Origin of the sequence: Arthrobacter sp. USHLN218 (assembly GCF_037144715.1) — a bacterium.
In the GTDB taxonomy this organism is placed as follows: Bacteria; Actinomycetota; Actinomycetes; order Actinomycetales; family Micrococcaceae; genus Crystallibacter.
Genome location: NZ_JBBCYT010000002.1, coordinates 599,030 through 616,708, shown reverse-complemented (window position 1 = coordinate 616,708; position 17,679 = coordinate 599,030). Strand labels below are relative to the sequence as shown.

Annotated in this window: 16 protein-coding genes; 6 read left to right on the top strand and 10 right to left on the bottom strand. The window is 70.4% G+C overall.

The window, feature by feature from the left end:
- Positions 1-30 precede the first annotated feature (30 nt).
- From hpf to mtrA, 5 genes are all read right to left on the bottom strand, one after another.
- Entirely contained in the window at positions 31-762 is a 732-nt protein-coding gene (gene hpf, locus WFH44_RS06560) for a ribosome hibernation-promoting factor, HPF/YfiA family (protein ID WP_336712648.1), read from the bottom strand.
- Positions 763-961: 199 nt separating this feature from the next.
- Positions 962-1,804, bottom strand: a complete 843-nt coding sequence (locus tag WFH44_RS06555) for a ComF family protein (protein ID WP_336712646.1) — start codon at positions 1,802-1,804, stop codon at positions 962-964.
- 70 nt (positions 1,805-1,874) lie between these two features.
- On the bottom strand, positions 1,875-3,605 hold the full coding sequence (locus WFH44_RS06550) for an LpqB family beta-propeller domain-containing protein (protein ID WP_336712644.1): 1,731 nt from the start codon (positions 3,603-3,605) through the stop codon (positions 1,875-1,877).
- The gene (gene mtrB, locus WFH44_RS06545; RefSeq protein ID WP_336712642.1) at positions 3,586-5,280 is read right to left on the bottom strand and encodes an MtrAB system histidine kinase MtrB; all 1,695 of its coding nucleotides are present in this window, start codon (positions 5,278-5,280) and stop codon (positions 3,586-3,588) included. Before mtrB ends, WFH44_RS06550 begins: the two co-directional genes overlap by 20 nt.
- Positions 5,281-5,958: an MtrAB system response regulator MtrA gene (gene mtrA / locus WFH44_RS06540; protein ID WP_262105501.1), complete on the bottom strand. Its 678-nt coding sequence runs from the start codon at positions 5,956-5,958 to the stop codon at positions 5,281-5,283.
- A gap of 253 nt (positions 5,959-6,211) precedes the next feature.
- On the opposite strand from mtrA, the gene WFH44_RS06535 reads away from it, so the two are divergent.
- From WFH44_RS06535 to WFH44_RS06510, 6 genes are read left to right on the top strand one after another with little or no spacing between them, the layout of a single operon-like run.
- Positions 6,212-7,681, top strand: coding sequence for a glycerophosphoryl diester phosphodiesterase membrane domain-containing protein (locus tag WFH44_RS06535; RefSeq protein ID WP_336712640.1), 1,470 nt, complete (start codon positions 6,212-6,214; stop codon positions 7,679-7,681).
- Positions 7,678-8,322 carry a DUF4129 domain-containing protein gene (locus WFH44_RS06530; RefSeq protein WP_336712639.1) on the top strand — a complete coding sequence of 215 codons (645 nt, stop codon included), beginning with the start codon at positions 7,678-7,680 and terminating at the stop codon, positions 8,320-8,322. The genes WFH44_RS06535 and WFH44_RS06530 overlap by 4 nt, the downstream gene beginning before the upstream one ends.
- A gap of 5 nt (positions 8,323-8,327) precedes the next feature.
- Positions 8,328-9,536, top strand: coding sequence for a DUF4350 domain-containing protein (locus WFH44_RS06525; protein ID WP_336712933.1), 1,209 nt, complete (start codon positions 8,328-8,330; stop codon positions 9,534-9,536).
- Positions 9,533-10,609, top strand: coding sequence for an AAA family ATPase (locus WFH44_RS06520; protein WP_336712637.1), 1,077 nt, complete (start codon positions 9,533-9,535; stop codon positions 10,607-10,609). The genes WFH44_RS06525 and WFH44_RS06520 overlap by 4 nt, the downstream gene beginning before the upstream one ends.
- 13 nt (positions 10,610-10,622) lie before the next feature.
- Complete coding sequence (locus WFH44_RS06515; RefSeq protein WP_336712635.1) at positions 10,623-11,915, top strand: DUF58 domain-containing protein; 1,293 nt, start codon at positions 10,623-10,625, stop codon at positions 11,913-11,915.
- Between the two features lie 16 nt (positions 11,916-11,931).
- The gene (locus WFH44_RS06510; protein ID WP_336712633.1) at positions 11,932-12,639 is read left to right on the top strand and encodes a DUF4166 domain-containing protein; all 708 of its coding nucleotides are present in this window, start codon (positions 11,932-11,934) and stop codon (positions 12,637-12,639) included.
- Here the strand turns inward: WFH44_RS06510 and WFH44_RS06505 are convergent.
- Genes WFH44_RS06505 through WFH44_RS06485 form a run of 5 tightly spaced genes read right to left on the bottom strand, consistent with a single transcriptional unit; the run spans position 12,614 to position 17,505 of the window.
- Entirely contained in the window at positions 12,614-13,693 is a 1,080-nt protein-coding gene (locus WFH44_RS06505) for a hypothetical protein (RefSeq protein WP_336712631.1), read from the bottom strand. The two genes, WFH44_RS06510 and WFH44_RS06505, sit on opposite strands and share 26 nt — an antisense overlap.
- Entirely contained in the window at positions 13,690-14,091 is a 402-nt protein-coding gene (locus WFH44_RS06500; RefSeq protein WP_336712629.1) for a chorismate mutase, read from the bottom strand. The genes WFH44_RS06505 and WFH44_RS06500 overlap by 4 nt, the downstream gene beginning before the upstream one ends.
- 9 nt (positions 14,092-14,100) lie before the next feature.
- Entirely contained in the window at positions 14,101-15,042 is a 942-nt protein-coding gene (locus tag WFH44_RS06495) for a CPBP family intramembrane glutamic endopeptidase (protein ID WP_336712627.1), read from the bottom strand.
- A gap of 48 nt (positions 15,043-15,090) precedes the next feature.
- Positions 15,091-16,227 (bottom strand): tRNA 2-thiouridine(34) synthase MnmA, encoded by a 1,137-nt coding sequence (mnmA, locus tag WFH44_RS06490; RefSeq protein ID WP_336712625.1) that lies wholly within the window; start codon positions 16,225-16,227, stop codon positions 15,091-15,093.
- A gap of 54 nt (positions 16,228-16,281) precedes the next feature.
- Entirely contained in the window at positions 16,282-17,505 is a 1,224-nt protein-coding gene (locus tag WFH44_RS06485) for a cysteine desulfurase family protein (protein ID WP_336712623.1), read from the bottom strand.
- Positions 17,506-17,679: the final 174 nt, after the last annotated feature.

The window sequence follows — 17,679 nt, the reverse complement described above, 5'->3', positions numbered from 1 at the left end:
CCATCGTAGGCAGTCGCGCCGCGTGTGGGGCTAGACGCCGGCTTCCTGCGCGGTGCGGTAGGCAAGGAGCTCTTCCTTGGCAGTGGCCGTTTCTTCGGTGCTATCGGCGTCGAGGGTGATCACGCCGTAGGTCCAGCCGCGCCGCCGGTAGACGACGCTGGGGGCATTCGTGGAAGAGTCGATGAAGACGTAGAAGTCGTGCCCGACGAGCTCCATGTTGTCGACGGCATCGTCGAGGGTCATCGGCTGGGCGGGAAAGACCTTGCGGCGGATCAGCACCGGGGAGTCCCCTGCGGGTACATCGTTTTCGATTTCGTAGCCTGTGGTCTCCTGGGCTGAAGCGGACGGGGTGGCTCCGCTCCGGGCTCCTTCGGTTTCCACATGCAGGGGAACGGAGGTGCTGGCCGGTTCCAGTGTTGCGGTGGCCTCATGGACGCCCTTGGGGTTGTGGCGGCCATGGTGGACCTTCCGGCGATCCCGGGCGCGGCGCAGACGTTCCATGAGTTTGCCGTAGGCGAGATCGAATGCCGCGAACTTGTCTGCGGCGGAGGCTTCGGCACGGACCACGGGGCCGCGCCCCATGACGGTGAGTTCAACGGTCATGGAACTGTCAGCCTGGCGGGCGTTGACTGCCTTGGTAATTTTCGCGTCGAGGCGCTGGACTTTGTCGCCGAGCTGCTCGATCTTGGATACCTTCTCCTCGGCGTATTCGCGGAACCTGTCTGAGACTGCCAGGTTGCGACCGTTGATGTTGAATTCCATGGTGCCCTCCATGTTGCTAGATGACACAACAGCGGCTGAAAGAGATTGATCCTCCCAGCCGCTGAAGACGGGTCTTGCTCGAGCCCATACTTCACGTTAGTCCACGGTCATGCTTTATTCACCCCCTCGCCGGAAAATTTGCCCCGTCCGTTTGCCTCCGGGGAAGCAGACCGCGGTATAGGGCATTCGTACAGCGGGATTACGCCCTCGGCTGAGGCTGAGGCGCGGCAGACGCGGCTCCGGCGGGCGCCGTAGTGGCAGCAAGAACGACGCCGGCCTCGACTCGTGCGCCCGCCGCCGCGAGGACCCGCGTCAGTTCCGCAAGCGTCGCCCCGGTGGTCAGGACATCGTCGACGACGATGCATGCGCTACCGGCTACGGTCCCCTCCGCGCCGCGCCTGAGCCGCATCGAGTGGGCGACGTTGCGGCGCCGGCCGCTGCGTCCCAGGGATTTCTGCGAGGAGGCGCCAAGCAAGCCGCGCAGCTGCCCCCGCCAGGGCGTCCGGACAGCGGCCAGCCGCCGCACCTCCATCCCCGGCGGCAATAATCGCTGGCGCTGCAGACGCCGCAACAGCAGGTCCAGCGGGTCGTAGCCCCTGCGGCGCCGCGAAGCCGCCCGGGTAGGCACCGGGACCAGGAGGATAGGCCGGCCCGCCGCGGGCGCCGCCGCGGTCCGGATCGCCGCGGCCAGCGCAGGTGCCAGCACCGCTGCCAGGTCCGTGCGGCCGTGGTTCTTGAAGGCCAGCACCGCCTGCGACAGCTCGCGCCTGTACCGGCCCGCCGCCACGACGGGCAGGACCTCCTCGAGGCTGCCCCCGATCAGCGGAAGCGATTCCGCGCCCGCCTCTGCACGGTAGGGCCGCACCGTTGCCGCACGGAGGGCCGTTCGGCAGCGCGGGCACAGGACGTGGTCCTCGGCTCCGCAGCCAACGCAGTCGCTGGGCAGGACCAGATGGCTGAACTCCGCGAACCAGCCGCGGAGGGTGCGGACCACCGGCCCGAAGTACAGTGCGTCGAGCCAAGCAACGGTCCGCGTCCACATGCAGCCACACTTGCAGCGCCTGCGGCCTCCCCGCAATCGGGGCGGGGCAGGATGTGGACAACTCCGGAGCCTAGCCGGGGAAGGTCGGGTCCTCCACCACCGGCTGCGACTGCGGGGCCCAGCTGTTGCCGACCCTGATGTAGAGCGTGCGCGGCGTCTGGGCGTACACGTCCTGGTCGCCGTTGCCCGCGCTGATGTGCAGCATGCCGTCCAGCGGTGCCATCCGGTGCGACGTTCCATTGAACTGGAGGATCTCGGCGGTCACCGGCTCCCTGTCGGAGGCCTCCATCACGATCACGGTGGATTCCCCGGCCCAGACGCCCGAGTCGACCGGAACCGAGGGGTGCAGCGCGACCGGGGTGTTGATACTGCGCGGCTGGCCGTTCTGGTCTCGGACGACGCCGGCGATATAGGCCCTGGAGGTATCCCCCGTCCGCGCAATGATGAGCGCGCGGGCGCCCTCCCGGGAGATCCTCAACTCGGTCACGGTGCGTTCGGACAGCCACTCCGCGCTGATGTTGATGCGGGACGCGTCCTCGTCCGCCGAGGCTGCGTAGACTGCCCCGCTGCCGTCGCCGGCCGCCGTCCACGCCCAGCCGAAGGGGTCCATGCTCGGGTGCGTCAACGCGGAGCCTGACGCGGCTTGCCGCACCTGCCGGTCGGCACCGATGACGTACATGCGGTTGCGGTCTCCGTTGAGGAAGGCGAACCGCTGCTGATCCAGCGACATTGCCGGGGCATGCGGAGAGAACTGGGCGACGGACGGCAGGCCCTTCGGCTCGACGGGGCGGGAGCCTTCGTAGAAGACCAGTTCATCATCCAGCACGGCCACCTGCGTGCTGCCCACGGCGGGGCCTGCAACCGCGGGCTTGAACGCCGGATCCGGCGCCGGACCCAGGTCCACTTCCCGCTGGTCGACGGTCATGTTGACCGTGCTGACGGTGTTGAGCTCCCCAAGGGTCAGCTCCAGCTGCTGCTGCATCTGCTGCCGCCGCAGGAACGTCGTCCCGGCCAGGACCTCCGAGGAAAGGTCCACCGTCGCGGCACCGCTCTCCACCGGTACTGCCCGCCTGACCAAGGTCGATCCCTCAGGGAACGCACTGATGACCGCGCCGTTCAGGAACGGCGCCGGGCCCTCCAGCAAGGCCGAGACGATCGCCGCGGAGACGCCCTGCCGGCTGGCGAACCAGCGGACATCGGGCACCGCATAGGTGTAGGTGGCGTCGTAGAAATAGAGATCGTGCGGGGAAAACAGGGTCTGGAAGTCCACCGCGGAAATCATCGTTCCGTCGGGGATCTCCGAAATCCGCCACTGGCCGTCCACCTCGGTGAGCACCACCGGAATGGATTCGGTGGCTCCGGCTTCTGCCTCCTGGCGCACGCCGAACTCGTCGATCACGGCGGCAACTTCCAGCTGCAGCACAAACTCCGTCTCCGACGGTGAGCCGACGACATTGACCTCGTTGCGGTAGACGACCGTGCGTTCCACCGGCTGCCACTCCCCCGCCAGCGACGGCGCCAGGAACTCCCGCGCGATCCGGTAGTCATCCTGCGTGGCAGGGCTCGCCAGGAGGAACCCGTTGACGACCTCCTTCGGGGAGGCACCCGGTGCCGGACCCGGCGGATTGAAGGTGTAGGCCGGCGCCTCCGTTTCCTCCTGCTCCGCCTGGCTGGTGCCGACGGGTCCTGAGAGCGGAATCGAGGAGCACCCGGTCAGCGCCACAATCGCCAGGACAAGTACGACGACGGCGCGCATCAACGTGCCCGGCCGCGGCTGGCCTTCAACTTTGGTCGGCGCCACTCGGTTCCTCCTTTTTCGTTCGCACGGGTTCCGGGGCCGCTTCCGGTTCATCCGCCGTGGCGGACATTCGCGGCGGCAGGGGCAGGGGCGAGTTGGTCAGGGCGGAATCCCGCCGTCGGGGCAACGTCAGGCGGAAACATGAACCCGCGCCCGGCTCCCCCCAGGCCTGGAGCCAGCCGTCGTGCAGCCGGGCGTCCTCGGTGGCGATGGACAGGCCGAGCCCGCTGCCGCCCGTGGTGCGGGCCCGCGCCGGATCGGCGCGCCAGAACCGGTCGAACACCCGGGAGGCTTCCATCGCCGTCATGCCGATCCCGTGGTCGCGGACCGCAACGGCCACTGCGTCGTCGTCGGCCGCCACCAGCACCTCCACCGGCCTGCCCTCGCCGTGCTCGAGGGCGTTGACGATCAGGTTCCGCAGGATCCGGTCGATCCGGCGGGGGTCCATGTCCACCACGCATTCGGATACCTCGGTGTGCAGTTCGAGGCTGGAACCGTAGGTCACGGCCAGCGGCGCAGCGCCGTCCATGGCGTGCCGGACCACGTCCAGGATCTCGGTCGGCTCCGCGTCGAGGACCGCGGCGCCGGCATCGAACCGCGAGATCTCCAGCAGGTCCGCCAGCAGCGCCTGGAAGCGCTCCACCTGGTTGTACAGCAGCTCCGCCGAGCGGGCGTTGATCGGGTCGAATTCGTCCCGGGCATCGTAGAGGACCTCCGCTGCCATCCGCACCGTCGTCAGCGGAGTCCGCAGCTCGTGCGAGACATCGGAGACGAAGCGCTGCTGCATCTCGGACAGCGTCGCCAGCTGAGTGATCTGTTCCTGCAGGCTGCCGGCCATCTTGTTGAATGACGAGCCCAGGCGGGCCAGTTCGTCCTCGCCCCTTACCTGCAGCCGCTCCTCCAGCTGCCCCGCCGCGAGTTTCTCCGCCGCGGTCGCCGCCTGGCTCACCGGATGGACCACCGCCCGGGTCAGCAGCCAGACGATGCCGCCGGTGAGTGCCAGCAGCAGCAGTCCGCCGATCCACAGGACGCGGTGGATGTAGTCGAGGGTGTCCTGGACGGACGAGAGATCGTAGATGAGGTACAGCGCGTAGGTATTGCCCGGAGGCAGGTTGACCTGGGTGCCGAAGGCGATCGCAGGTACATCCCTGTCTCCCACCGGCAGTGACATCGGCTGCCGGTACTGGCCCGTCCCCGAAATCACTGCCTGGCTCAACCCCTCGGGAATGACGTTGGCGGTGATGCTGGTGTTCGACTGGGTCGCCACGTAGAGGTTCTGCGCGTTCCGCATGGGCGTCAGCAGGTAGTAGCGCGGGGTGCCCGAGGCCGTCCCCTCCAGCAGCTTCAACGTGTCCGAGACCATGCTGGTCACGGTGGCGCGGTCGCTGGCCGAGGAGCTTTCGAAAATGCCCTGCACCTGGTTCAGCGACTGGCGGGACTCGGCCTCGGCCTGCTGCACGCGGTCCTGGTAGAGACCGGCAGCGATCTGGCTGGACAGGAAGGCGCCGACACCCATGAACGCGAAGGCGGTCAGCAGCACGGTGGCCGTCACGGTCCGGAACTGCAGCGAACGCCGCCAGCGGGCGACGACGTGGTGCCAGCCGCGCCCGAGAGCACGCCAGAAGCGGGCGGCTGCCGCCTTCAGCCCCTTAATCCACTTTGCGAAGGCCGATTTCAACTAGCTCTGGCCGGCTTTATAACCCACACCGCGGACGGTCAGCACGACCTCCGGCGCCTCGGGATCGCGTTCGATCTTCGAGCGCAGCCGCTGGACATGGACGTTGACCAGGCGCGTGTCTGCGGCGTGGCGGTAGCCCCAGACCTGCTCCAGGAGAAGTTCGCGGGTGAAAACCTGCCAGGGCTTGCGGGCCAGCGCAACCAGCAGGTCGAATTCGAGCGGGGTCAGCGAGATCCGCTCATCCCCGCGATGAACGACGTGGCCGGCGACGTCGATGACGACATCGGCGATCCGCAACGTCTCCGGAGCCCGCTGGTCGCCGGGACGAAGGCGGGCCCGGACCCGGGCAACCAGTTCGGCGGGCTTGAACGGCTTCGGCACGTAGTCGTCGGCACCGGACTCGAGGCCGCGGACGACGTCGGAAGTGTCCGACTTCGCGGTCAGCATCACGATCGGCACATCCGATTCGCCGCGGATCTGCCGGCATACCTCGATCCCGTCCATGCCGGGCAGCATGAGGTCGAGGAGCACTAGGTCAGGCTTGCTGTTGCGGAACACATCGAGTGCCTGGCCGCCGTCCGCGCAGAAGACGGGTTCGAATCCGTCATTGCGCAGCACGATGCCGATCATCTCGGCCAGTGCCTCATCATCGTCTACAACGAGTATGCGTGCCTTCATGACTCCATAATCCCCTATCACCCGGCACAGCGCCGCTTCCAGCGCACCGTCATCGCGTCTGCGGGCAACTAAAGACGCCGGTCGGCTGCGTGAAGTTGGCAGACTGAAACTATAGGCTGTTGTCAGGCCGGGAATTGCCGGCCACTCAGGATTCTGCCACAAGGACGACGGCGGTCCGCGGTTTACGCGCCAGCGGTCCCCCATGCGGCATGCAGTCATTGGGTTCAAACGCGGCCAGCAAGGGGAAACGGTCATGGGGCAGCCATCGGACGACGACGGCAGGACGCCGCAGCCACCAGTCGGCGGCTGGCAAGCGCCCGGGCAGCCGGGTCCCGGAACCCAGGCGACGCCCCAGTGGGGCCAGCCCGCCCCACAGCCGCCCGCACCCCAGCCCGGCCAACAGCCCCAGTGGGGCCAGCCCGCCCCACAGCCGCCCGCACCCCAGCCCGGCCAACAGCCCCAGTGGGGCCAGCCCGCCCAACAGCCGCCCGCACCCCAGCCCGGCCAACAGCCCCAGTGGGGCCAGCCCGCCCAACAGCCGCCCGCGCCCCAGCCCGGCCAACAGCCCCAGTGGGGCCAGCCCGCCGCACAGCCGCCCGCACCCCAATGGGGCCAGCAGCCGCAATGGGGCGGGCCTTACCAGCCCTGGGGCGCGCCGCAGAACCCGTACGGCGGCTACCCGGGCTACGTCGCTCCGCCGAAGCCGGGCGTCATCCCGCTCAGGCCGCTGGGCGTGGGCGAAATCCTCGACGGCGCCTTCCAGGCGGCGCGCAAGAACGCGGCCGCCGTCTTCGGCAGTGCCATCCTGCTGCAGATTGTCATCAGCGTCCTCGCGTGGGCCGCGGGCGGCCTCATCATCTCGCTGCTGGGCGGGCTGCAACTCGCCACCGCGGAAGAACTGTCGGACGAATCAGCGGCGGCCCTCGGGCTCTCGGTCATCCTCTCGTCGCTGGTGCTGGGCCTGCTCTCGAGCGTCGGTGTGCTGCTCCTCCAGGGCGTACTGGCCATTCCGACGGCGCGGGCGGCCGTGAACCAGAAGACCGGCTTCGCGCTCATGTGGTCGCTGGCCAAGGGACGCATCTGGACGCTCGTCGGCATGGGCCTGCTCTACCTGCTGGCCACCGTCGTCGCCCTTGTGGCCATTGTCGCCGGGTCCTTTTTCCTGGCGGACCAGCTCGGCATTACCTCTGTCTGGATCATCCTCCTGGTCATCCTCGGCCTGACCGCGCTGTCCGTCTGGATCGGCGTGAAGCTCATGCTCGCGCCCGCCGTGATCGTGATGGAGCGCGCGGGCCTGGTCCAGTCCCTGGTCCGGTCGTGGCAGCTGACCAACCGGAGCTGGTGGCGGACGTTCGGCATTATCCTGCTGTGCACCATCATCGTCGGCGTCATCACCTCCGTCATCAGCACGCCGATCTCGTTCTTCATCGGGCTCGCGGCGCCGGCCATGGGAGACCCGAGCGACCCCGAGGCGATGCTGGCCGCCATGGGCCCCCTGACCCTTGTATCGATGCTGGTCTCTTCGCTGTTCGCCGCCATCGGCTACGCCTTCCAGGCCGCCGTCATCGCCCTGGTCTACCTCGACCTGCGGATCCGCCGGGAGGGGTTCGACGTGGTGCTCATGCGGGAGCACGAAGAGGCGGCCGGCCGGCCGACGCGGACGATCCCGGGGCTCGCTGCCGCTCCGGGACCCGTGCCGCCCGGAGCGCCGGACTACCGATGACGGCTTTGGGCACGCTGGGCCAGGACGAAGCACGGGAACTGCTGATCCACGAACTAGCGAAGGACGAATACCAGCAGGCGAAGCCGGGGCTGCTGGACGAGATCCTCCGGCACATCACCGACTGGTTCACGGACCTGGTCAACTCGCTGCAGGGCGCCAGCCCCAACCTGGGGACGCTGTTCATCGTCGTCGCGGCGCTGCTCGTGATCGGAGCCGCCATCTGGCTGATCCGGCCGCGGCGCAACGCCCGGGCTGCGGAGGCGGGGCAGGTCTTTGATGCCGACCAGGTCCTTTCCGCCGAAGAACACCGGCGGCGGGCCGAGGCTGCCGCGGCCCGGGGCGACTGGGACGAGTCGTGCACGGAGCGGTTCCGCGCCGTGGTCCGGTCGATGGAGGAACGGGTCGTACTGGCGCGCCAGCCCGGCCAGACGGCGGACGAGGCCGCGCGGCGCATCGGCCCCGCCTTCCCAGCCCTCGCGGCTGACGTACAGCAGGCGGCGACGGTCTTCGACGCCGTGCGCTACGGCAAACTGCCCGCGTCCGAGGCCGATTCCCGTGCGGCTGCCCGGCTGGACGGGCAGCTGCAGGCCACGCGTCCCGTCCTGAACGCCGACGCCCCCGCCATGGCGGTCCCGCAGTGAGCGCCATGGCCCCGCCGGAGACCACCGAGCAGTCCGGAACGTACCCCGGCTCCGCGTGGGACACCACCCGGCGCCGCTTCCGCCGGTGGCGTTTCTGGATCATCGTCGTCCTGCTGCTGGCAGCCGCCGTCCTCATCCGACTGCTCGCTACGCCAGCCTCGGACCGGGACGACTTGTCCCCGGAGAATCCTGCGCCCAATGGAGCCAAAGCCGTGGCCGAGGTCCTGCGGCAGCAGGGCACCGAGGTGGTCGAGACGGGGACGCTGGACGCCACGCTTGGCGCATTGAACGACGGCGGCACGCTGCTGTTCCACGACGCGAACGGTTACCTGGACGAGGACCAGCTCGGTGAGCTGGCGGGCGCCGCCGGACGGCTGATCCTGGTCGAGCCGGACTTCCGCCAGCTCCGGGCGCTGGCCCCCGGCTTTTCCGCGGCCGGCGTCGTCCCCGAAGAAGGCGCTCCGCTGGCGGCCGAGTGCCGGACCGAGGACGGCGGGTCGCCGCCCGCCGCCGCCGTTCCGCAGGGCGCCGGCACCATTACCCGCGGTGGCCTCGCCTACCGCGGACCGGTCATGTGCTTCGGCTTCGAGACCGGCGACCGGCCGGCAGCCTCCTACGCGGCGGCCGCCGACGGCTCCACGGTCGTCCTTGGCGCGGGGCAGGTGCTCTCCAACGACGCGACCGTCCGGGAAGGCAACGCGGCGCTGGCGCTGAACACGTTGGGACGGGACGATCGGCTGGTCTGGTACCGCCCGTCGCTGGCGGATATCAGCATCTCGGACGAGCCGCAGAGCCCGATGGAACTGCTGCCGGCCTGGGTCACCCCCGTGATCCTGTGGCTGCTGGCCGTCGGCGTACTGGCCATGATCTGGAAGGGACGCCGCCTCGGCCCCCTCGTGGAGGAGCCGCTGCCCGTCGTCGTACGTTCGGCCGAAACCGCCGCCGGACGCGCCCGCCTGTACCAGGACTCGAAGTCGCTGGACCGGTCCGCGGCGAACCTCCGGGCAGCGACGCTCACCCGGCTGGCTGCGGAGCTGCGCCTCGGGACCGGGGCGGACGCCGCCGCTGTGGTCGAGGCCACCGCCCGCCATCTGGGACGCCCGGTACCGGACCTGGACGGCCTGCTCCGCACCTTCGTCCCCCGCACCGAGTCCCAACTGGTGGACTGGGCGCAGAACCTGCAACAGCTAGAGGAAGAGGTTACCGACCGATGAGTGAGCATCCGCAGCACGCGGCCGGGATGACGGCGCAGCCGCCGCTGGATGAACCGGCGGGCTCCGGCTGGAGCGAAACACGGGATCCCCGCGCGGGAACCGCCGCTGCCGGCGCGCCGTCCGACGACCGGCTCCGGCAGGCCCTGCTGGACGTCCGGGCGGAAGTGGCCAAGTCAGTCGTCGGCCAGGACGGCACCGTCACGGGCCTGCTGATCGCGCTGCTCTCGCACGGGCACGTGCTCCTCGAGGGCGTGCCCGGCGTCGCCAAGACGCTGCTGATCCGCACCCTGTCGGCCGCGCTCAGCCTGGACACCAAGCGCGTCCAGTTCACCCCGGACCTGATGCCCGGCGACGTCACGGGCTCGCTGATCTTCGACTCGCACACTGCAGAGTTCGTCTTCCGCGAGGGGCCGGTGTTCACCAACATCCTGCTGGCCGACGAGATCAACCGAACTCCCCCGAAGACGCAGGCCTCACTGCTGGAGGCGATGGAGGAGCGGCAGGTCTCGGTGGACGGCAAGCCGCGCAGGCTGCCGGAGCCGTTCATCGTGGCCGCGACCCAGAACCCGATCGAGTACGAGGGAACCTACCCGCTGCCGGAGGCGCAGCTGGACCGCTTCCTGCTGAAGCTGACGATGGACCTGCCCGACCGGGAGGCGGAGATCGAAATCATCCGGCGGCACAGCCTCGGCTTCGATCCCCGGAACCTGAAGGCGGCCGGGGTGCGCCCGGTGGCGTCAACGGAGGACCTGGCGCAGGCGCGCGCCGCCGTGTCCCGCGTCAGCATCGCCCCGGAGGTGCTCGGCTACATCGTGGACCTGGTCCGCGCCACCCGCTCCGCGCCGAGCTTCCAGCTGGGCGTCTCGCCGCGCGGGGCAACGGCCCTGCTGAACACCTCGAAGGCGTGGGCCTGGCTCAACGGCCGCAGCTTCGTGACCCCGGACGACGTGAAGGCGCTGACCCTGCCCGCCCTGCGCCACCGCGTGGGGCTGCGCCCGGAGGCGGAGATGGACGGCGTCCGCATCGACGACGTGCTGCACAGCATCCTGGCCACCGTGCCGGTCCCCCGCTGAGCGGCGTGCCCGCATGGCTCTGACCGGTCGATTCGTCCTCGTGGCCCTGACGGGGGCCGCGGCCCTGCTGCTGTTCCCGTCCGGGCTGACGGCGCTGTGGGCTGCCCTGCTGCTGGCCGCTGCCGCCGCGGCGGACCTTGCCCTGGCCGCCTCCATCAGGCAGCTGCGGCTCGAACGCCGTGTGCCCGGGAGTGTCCGGCTCACCGAAAGCTGCACGTCCGAGCTCCTGGTGGCCAACAACGGTCGGCGGCGGCTGTCCGCGCAGGTGCGGGACGGCTGGCAGCCATCCGCGGGCGCCGTGGACCCGACCCGGCGCCTCGACGTGCCGCCGGGCGAACGCCGGCTGGTTCCCGTCCGCCTGGTCCCCCGGCGCCGCGGCGACCTGCACACCGAACATGTCACCGTGCGGTCGGTCGGGCCGCTGGGGCTGGCGGCCCGCCAGCTGACCCTGCCGCTGCCGGGCCGGCTGCGGGTGCTGCCGCCTTTCCACTCCAGGCGGCATCTTCCGTCCAAGCTGCGCCGGCTGCGCGAACTGGACGGCAAGGCGGCGGTGCAGATCCGCGGGGCCGGCACCGAGTTCGATTCGCTGCGCGACTACGTGCACGGCGACGACGTCCGTTCCATTGACTGGCGCGCCACCGCAAGGCGGCAGGCCGTCGTCGTACGCACCTGGCGTCCGGAACGGGACCGCCGCGTCATCCTGGTGCTGGACACCTCCCGCACCGCGGCCGCGCGGATCGACGACGAGCCGCGCCTGGACACCGGCATCGAAGCGGCGCTGCTGCTGGCCGCCCTGGCCGAGCGCGGCGGGGACCGGGTGGACTTCCTCGCGTTCGACCGGCGGGCCCGGGCCACGGTCAAATCCGCGGGGAAGGGCAACATGCTGCACCAGCTGGTCAACGCCATGGCCCCGCTGGAACCGGAGCTGATCGAGGCGGACTGGTCGCAGATACCTGGCCAGCTGGACGCCATCTCCTCGCACCGCTCGCTGGTCGTGCTGCTCACCGCCCTGGATTCCGGCTCCGCCGAGGAGTCCCTGCTGCCCACGCTGGCCCGGCTCACCGCCGAGCACGTGGTCATCGTGGCCTCGGTCCGCGATCCGCTGCTGGACGAGCTGCGGGCCGCCCGCGGCACGGCCTCGGAAACGTTCCGCGCCGCCGCCGCCGAGCGGGCGCTGCTGGACCGCGCCGCGCTGACCGCGCAGATCAAGCAGCTCGGGGCCGAGGTGGTCGACGCGACGCCGCACGAACTGCCGCCGGCGCTGGCGGACCTGTACATCCGGCTGAAGGCGGCCGGCCGGTTATGACTGCAAGGAGCGAGGCATGAGGGATCCGAACCAGCCGGCAGGGCGGTCCGTGTACCAGCTGGCGATGGGACGTGAGTTCGGACTCCTGCAGCCGGAGCTGCAGGACTACTTCAGCCTGGCGGCGGGAAACAACGACGGCGGCGCGCGGGTAGGTATCGGCACCGGCGTCTTCGACGTGGCGGGGTGTCCGCGCCGCAGCCTGCGGCCGCTGCTGCGGCTCGCCAGCCTCGACCGCTCGCTCTTTCCGGAATACGGCCGCCACGTGCCGTTCCGGATCGAGAACCGCCCGGGAACGGATCCGCAGGGGCGGCCCTACTTGACCGCGGTCCGGACCCTGCAATTCGGCGGGGTCACCCGCATCATGGAGGACACTACGTGGCGGGAGCATGCGGGCGGCGCCGGGGCCCGCAGCGGCCGGCTGGTGGGTTCGCTCGGCCGCAGCGGCCTGATACGGACCGGGCTGGACTGCAGCGCCGGCCAGGACGGGCGGATGCGGCTCGTCTCCCGGGGAACGGCGCTGGCCGCGGGACGGCTGAGGGTGCCGCTCCCGCGGCTGCTGGACGCCGCGGCCTTCACGGAACAGTGGTGGGACACCGCGGCCGGGCTGTTCAGGATCCGCACCAAGGTGCTGCAGCGCCAGTTCGGCACCGTCCTCGAATACAAGGGTGCCTTCGAGTACCGCCTGGAGCCCGCGGCTCCTACGCCTCCGCCACCGTCTGGTTAAGCGCATCCGCGGCCTGGCTCAGCCGGGCCAGGACCCGCCGGGCACGTTCGGGTGATAGGCCGGCGAGTCCGCCCGCGGGAACCAGCCGGACCTGGTGCAGCCGGGCGAGCGGGAGGCCCAGCTGCTGCCACGGCCGGAGCACGGAATCGACGATGGCCTTCACCTGCGGAACGTCCGCCGAGTCCGTGCCGATGACGCCCAGCCACACGGTACGCTCTGCCTCGGCCGCGGCGGCGATGTCTTCCCACTGGCCGGTCGACAGCCCGGCGACCGGCACGGCGAAACCGTCGAGCCCGGCGCTGTCCGCCACGGAAAACGGAGCCGCCTCCGAGGAGGGCAGCGAAACAACGGTCTGGGCGGCTCCCCCGGCGGCAGCTGCTTCCGCCAGCTCCCGCCACAACTGGGCCGCCTCCTGCTCGGCCACGGCCCGCAGCGTGCGGTAGCCGCTCGCCGTCGGTATGGTCCCCGCCATGACCCGGGCCGCTTCGGGCTCGTCGAGCTGCAGGATCAGGCCCGCTCCGGGGGCGGCGGTGCGGACCTGGGCCAGGTGTTCCACGATCCCGGCGGCCAGCGACTGGGCAACGTCGCGGCGCGCTCCGGGATCGCGCAGTACGCGTTCGCCATTGTGCAGGTAGAGGCCGGCGGCGAGCGAGAGCGGACCGATGCACTGCACCTTCAGCCAGCGCCCGGGGCGTTCCTCGCCGCCGATGATGTCGGCGAGGACGTTGATGTCCGTGCTGAGCGCCGAGGCGGCGCGCCGGTGGTCCATCCCGGGCCGGTCCACGATCCGCCAGCCGTGCGGCTGCAGGTCGACCGGCAGCTCGACGAGCATGGCGGCGGTCCGGCCGACGGCATCCGAGCCGACGCCCCGGCCCGGCAGCTCGGCCAAATGGGGCAGGTTCGGCTCGCCCAGCTCGCCGCGGATGATCCGGGCAGCCTCCGCCGGATCGGTCCCCGGCCAGCTGCCCAGCGCCGTCGCCGTGACGGCTCCCGGGTCCGGGCGGGCTGCCGCCGGTTGGGGCGCCAGGGTGCCGTCGTTCCGTTCCGTGCTCATTCTCCCGACGGCTCGTCCGGCGTGGCCGGAGTCCTGACGCCGCCGTTGTGCTCGTCGGAAATCGCCTGGTGGTGCCTTATTACCTCGGAAATAATGAAATTCAGGAACTTCTCGGCGAAGGCCGGATCCAGGTGGGCGTCCTCGGCCAGCTGGCGCAGCCGGGCAATCTGCGCGGTCTCGCGGTCAGGGTCGGCGGGCGGCAGCTGGTGGCGCGCCTTGAGGTACCCCACCCGCTGGGTCGCCTTGAATCGTTCCGCCAGCAGATAGACCAGGGTCGCGTCGATGTTGTCGATGCTCCCGCGCACGGACAGCAGCTCCGTCATCACGTCCGGATCCACCCGCCCGGAGAGCGAGCTGGCGGCAGGGTCGAAGTCGTCGGCTGGGCGCGGTTCAGTCATGTCCCCAGTCTAAGGTTTGCCCGCGGGAGGGTACGCAGCGGCCACGGTGTGTGAAGCTGCGGGACGGAATTGTCCGGTGGCGATGAGCCCGGCAACCAGCAGCAGCGGCACGATCCAGCCGGACCAGCCCAGCACCGAGGCGTGGAAGGTGGAGAACTGCCCGCCCGCCGCGACGAACAGGAACATGAGTCCGGCCGAGGCGTTCAACGCTCCGTGTGCCAGCGCGGCCGGCCAGACGGAGCCCGAGCGGAGCCGCAGCCAGCCGAAGACGCCGCCGAAGACCGTGCACATCCCGCACATGGCCAGGACGCCAAGCCAGCCCGGCCCGTCCGGATAGTTGTAGCCGAGCAGGATCAGCGGCGCATGCCAGGCGCCCCACACGACTCCGGATACAACGACGGCGGCGGGTGCCCCGAGCGGCATCAGCCGGGGCAGCAGCCAGCCCCGCCAGCCGAGCTCCTCGCCCAGCGCCGGGATGGTATTGATGACGGCCGCGAGCGCGATATTGATGGACTGGGCGGCCACCAGGACGCCGATCGGCAGGTCCGGGACGGCCAGTCCGACCGCCTGCGATTGCTGGGCCAGCAGCAGCCGGTAGCCGGAGAAGTCCACGAAGTCCGCCGGGTAGACGCCCAGCAGCGCGCCGATCGCCAGCGCCGCCAACGCGAGCAGCACGGGCAGCACCAATCCCGCGGCGAGGAACAGCACGAACCTGCCCGCGGGACGGAACTGCACCAGCCCCAGTTCGCGCGGAATGGATGGAGGCCGGTCTACGAACCGGCTGGTGGCCAGGGCGGCGACCGCGGGGGTCGCCATCATCAGCACGGCGTAGAGCGGGAAGAGCGGCTCCCGCAGCCCGTCCCCGAGCCAGAGCGGCAGCGCCGCGAGCCAGGCCAGCGCGTAGGCCAGCAGGACGAAGACAATCACGGGCCGCCACTTCACCGCAGTCATGGGTTCACCCTAGCCGCGCCGGAAGCCGTGACTCGAGTGGCAGAAGGGTCAGGAGACCCCGGCCGGATCCCAGCTCAGCGAGCGTGCCGAGTCGATGGTCGCCTGTCCGAGGACGCGGCTGCCCTGGTAGAGCACCATCGTCTGTCCCGGCGCCACGCCGCGCATCGGGTCGACGAGGGTCACGAGCAGCTGCTGCCGCCCGTCCTCGTCCAGCTCGGTCCGGCCGCGGGCCGGCACCGGGTCACCGTGCGCCCGGACCTGGACCATGCAGTCGAACTCGGTCCGGGCCTCGACCTCGGCGATCGGCAGCCCGGCCCAGGAAACCTTGATGCCGCGCATCTGGTCCACCGCGAGCAGCGCCTCCGGGCCCACCACGACCTTGTTCTCCTTGGGACGGATCTCCAGCACGAAGCGAGGCTTGCCGTCCGAGGCGGGTCGGCCCAGCTTGAGCCCGCGCCGCTGCCCCACGGTAAACGCGTTGGCGCCCTCGTGCTCGCCGACCACGGAGCCGGTCTGGTCCACGATCTGGCCCGGTTCCATTTCGATCTTCTCGGCCAGCCAGCCGCGGGTGTCGCCGTCGGAAATGAAGCAGATGTCGTGGCTGTCCGGCTTGTTCGCCACGGACAGGCCGCGCCGCGCCGCTTCCGCCCGCACCTCCGCCTTGGACGGAGTGTCCGCCAGCGGGAACATCGAGTGCTTGAGCTGCTCGTGCGTGAGGACGCCCAGCACGTAGGACTGGTCCTTCGCCCAGTCCGCCGCGCGGTGCAGCTCCCGGTTGCCGTGTTCGTCCTCGATGACCTTGGCGTAGTGGCCGGTGCAGACGGCGTCGAAGCCCAGCGCGAGGGCCTTCTCCAGCAGGGCGGCGAACTTGATCCGCTCGTTGCAGCGCATGCACGGGTTCGGCGTGCGGCCGGCCGCGTACTCGGCGATGAAGTCGTCCACTACGTCTTCCTTGAACCGCTCCGAGAAGTCCCAGACGTAGTACGGAATGCCCAGGATGTCGCAGGCCCGCCAGGCATCGCGGGAGTCTTCGATGGTGCAGCAGCCGCGGCTGCCGGTGCGCAGGGTGCCCGGCATCCGGCTCAGCGCCAGGTGGACGCCGACGACGTCGTGCCCCGCATCCACGGCGCGTGCCGCCGCCACGGCCGAGTCCACGCCGCCGCTCATCGCTGCCAATACCTTCATGAAGTCATCCTCTTGTTGCTCAAATCGTTGGTCCTGCCGCGGCCGGTCCCGCCGCTACCAGGGCTGGGTGCCGGCCGTCCGGATGCTGGACACGTGCCCCGCCATGCCGGCCTTCCTGGCCCGCGCGTACGCCTCCGGCAGCGCGGCCACCAATGCGTCAACGTCCGCGTCCGTCGATGTATGCCCGAGCGTGAAGCGCTGCGCCCCGCGGGCCTCCTCCTCGGTCAGCCCCATGGCCAGCAGGACGTGCGACGGCCGTGGCACTCCTGCCGTGCAGGCCGAGCCGGTGGACGACTCCACGCCGGCCAGGTCCAGCAGGAAGAGCAGGGAGTCCCCCTCGCAGCCCGGGAACGTGAAGTGCGCGTTGCCGGGCAGGCGCAGGCCCTCCAGGTGCGGATCCGGCGCGCCCCGCAGCACCGCCTCCGGGACGGCGCCAACGACGCCGGCAATCAGCTTCTCCCGCAGGTGCGCCAGCCGCGGGGCTTCTTCTGCCAATTGGCCGGCGGCCTCCTCCGCCGCCGCGGCGAAGGCCGCGATCGCCGGGGTGTCCAGGGTGCCGGAGCGGATGTCGCGTTCCTGTCCGCCGCCATGCTGGACGGGCGTCAGCTTCACCGAGCGGCCGACCAGCAGCGCACCCACGCCCACCGGGCCGCCGATCTTGTGGCCGCTGATGGCCATCGTGTCCAGGCCGGAATCCGCGAAAGACACCGGCAGGTGCCCGAACGCCTGCACCGCGTCGGAATGCACGGGAATGCCGTGCGGCCGGGCCGCCGCCACGATGTCGGCGACCGGCTGCACGGTGCCCACCTCGTTGTTGGCCCACATCACCGTCACGAGTGCGACGGAACCAGGGTCGGCTTCGATTTCCCGGCGCAGCGCCTCGACGGAGACCACGCCGTCTCCGTCGACCGGCAGCCAGACGGCCTCCGCGCCCTCATGCCGTTCCAGCCATTCCACCGTGTCCAGCACGGCGTGGTGTTCCACCGGGGAACACAGGATCCGCCGCCGCTTCGGATCTTCGTCCCGGCGCGCCCAGTACAGGCCCTTGACCGCAAGGTTGTCGGCTTCGGTGCCGCCCGAGGTGAAGATGACTTCACTGGGGTGGGCCCCGGCCGCCGCGGCCAGCGTTTCCCGGGCGTCCTCAACCACCCGGCGGGCGCGCCGGCCGGAGCCGTGCAGCGAGGACGGATTGCCGCTGCGGCTAAGTTCATGGGTGAGTGCGGCCAAGGCCTGCGCCGAAATGGGCGTGGTCGCCGCGTGGTCAAGATACACGGGCACACCAGAATCTTACCGTCCGGTCCCCGGCTTTCACGAACCGGCCGGGCGTGCAAGCCATTGACTTGCCCGGCGGCGCTTTCTAAAGTCAGGAGCATCGGTTTTAGAAAGTTCCGCAGACCGTGCCGGATTTTCTTGCAGCGCAGCACCGGCAGGGGCCCAAGGAACCGAGCTCCA

Coding starts and splice junctions, on each gene's coding strand:
- hpf (WP_336712648.1), bottom strand. CDS start 762: ATGGAATTCAACATCAACGGTCGCAACCTGGCAGTCTCAGACAGGTTC.
- WFH44_RS06555 (WP_336712646.1), bottom strand. CDS start 1,804: ATGTGGACGCGGACCGTTGCTTGGCTCGACGCACTGTACTTCGGGCCG.
- mtrA (WP_262105501.1), bottom strand. CDS start 5,958: ATGAAGGCACGCATACTCGTTGTAGACGATGATGAGGCACTGGCCGAG.
- WFH44_RS06535 (WP_336712640.1), top strand. CDS start 6,212: ATGGGGCAGCCATCGGACGACGACGGCAGGACGCCGCAGCCACCAGTC.
- WFH44_RS06530 (WP_336712639.1), top strand. CDS start 7,678: ATGACGGCTTTGGGCACGCTGGGCCAGGACGAAGCACGGGAACTGCTG.
- WFH44_RS06525 (WP_336712933.1), top strand. CDS start 8,328: ATGGCCCCGCCGGAGACCACCGAGCAGTCCGGAACGTACCCCGGCTCC.
- WFH44_RS06520 (WP_336712637.1), top strand. CDS start 9,533: ATGAGTGAGCATCCGCAGCACGCGGCCGGGATGACGGCGCAGCCGCCG.
- WFH44_RS06515 (WP_336712635.1), top strand. CDS start 10,623: ATGGCTCTGACCGGTCGATTCGTCCTCGTGGCCCTGACGGGGGCCGCG.
- WFH44_RS06510 (WP_336712633.1), top strand. CDS start 11,932: ATGAGGGATCCGAACCAGCCGGCAGGGCGGTCCGTGTACCAGCTGGCG.
- WFH44_RS06505 (WP_336712631.1), bottom strand. CDS start 13,693: ATGAGCACGGAACGGAACGACGGCACCCTGGCGCCCCAACCGGCGGCA.
- WFH44_RS06500 (WP_336712629.1), bottom strand. CDS start 14,091: ATGACTGAACCGCGCCCAGCCGACGACTTCGACCCTGCCGCCAGCTCG.
- WFH44_RS06495 (WP_336712627.1), bottom strand. CDS start 15,042: ATGACTGCGGTGAAGTGGCGGCCCGTGATTGTCTTCGTCCTGCTGGCC.
- mnmA (WP_336712625.1), bottom strand. CDS start 16,227: ATGAAGGTATTGGCAGCGATGAGCGGCGGCGTGGACTCGGCCGTGGCG.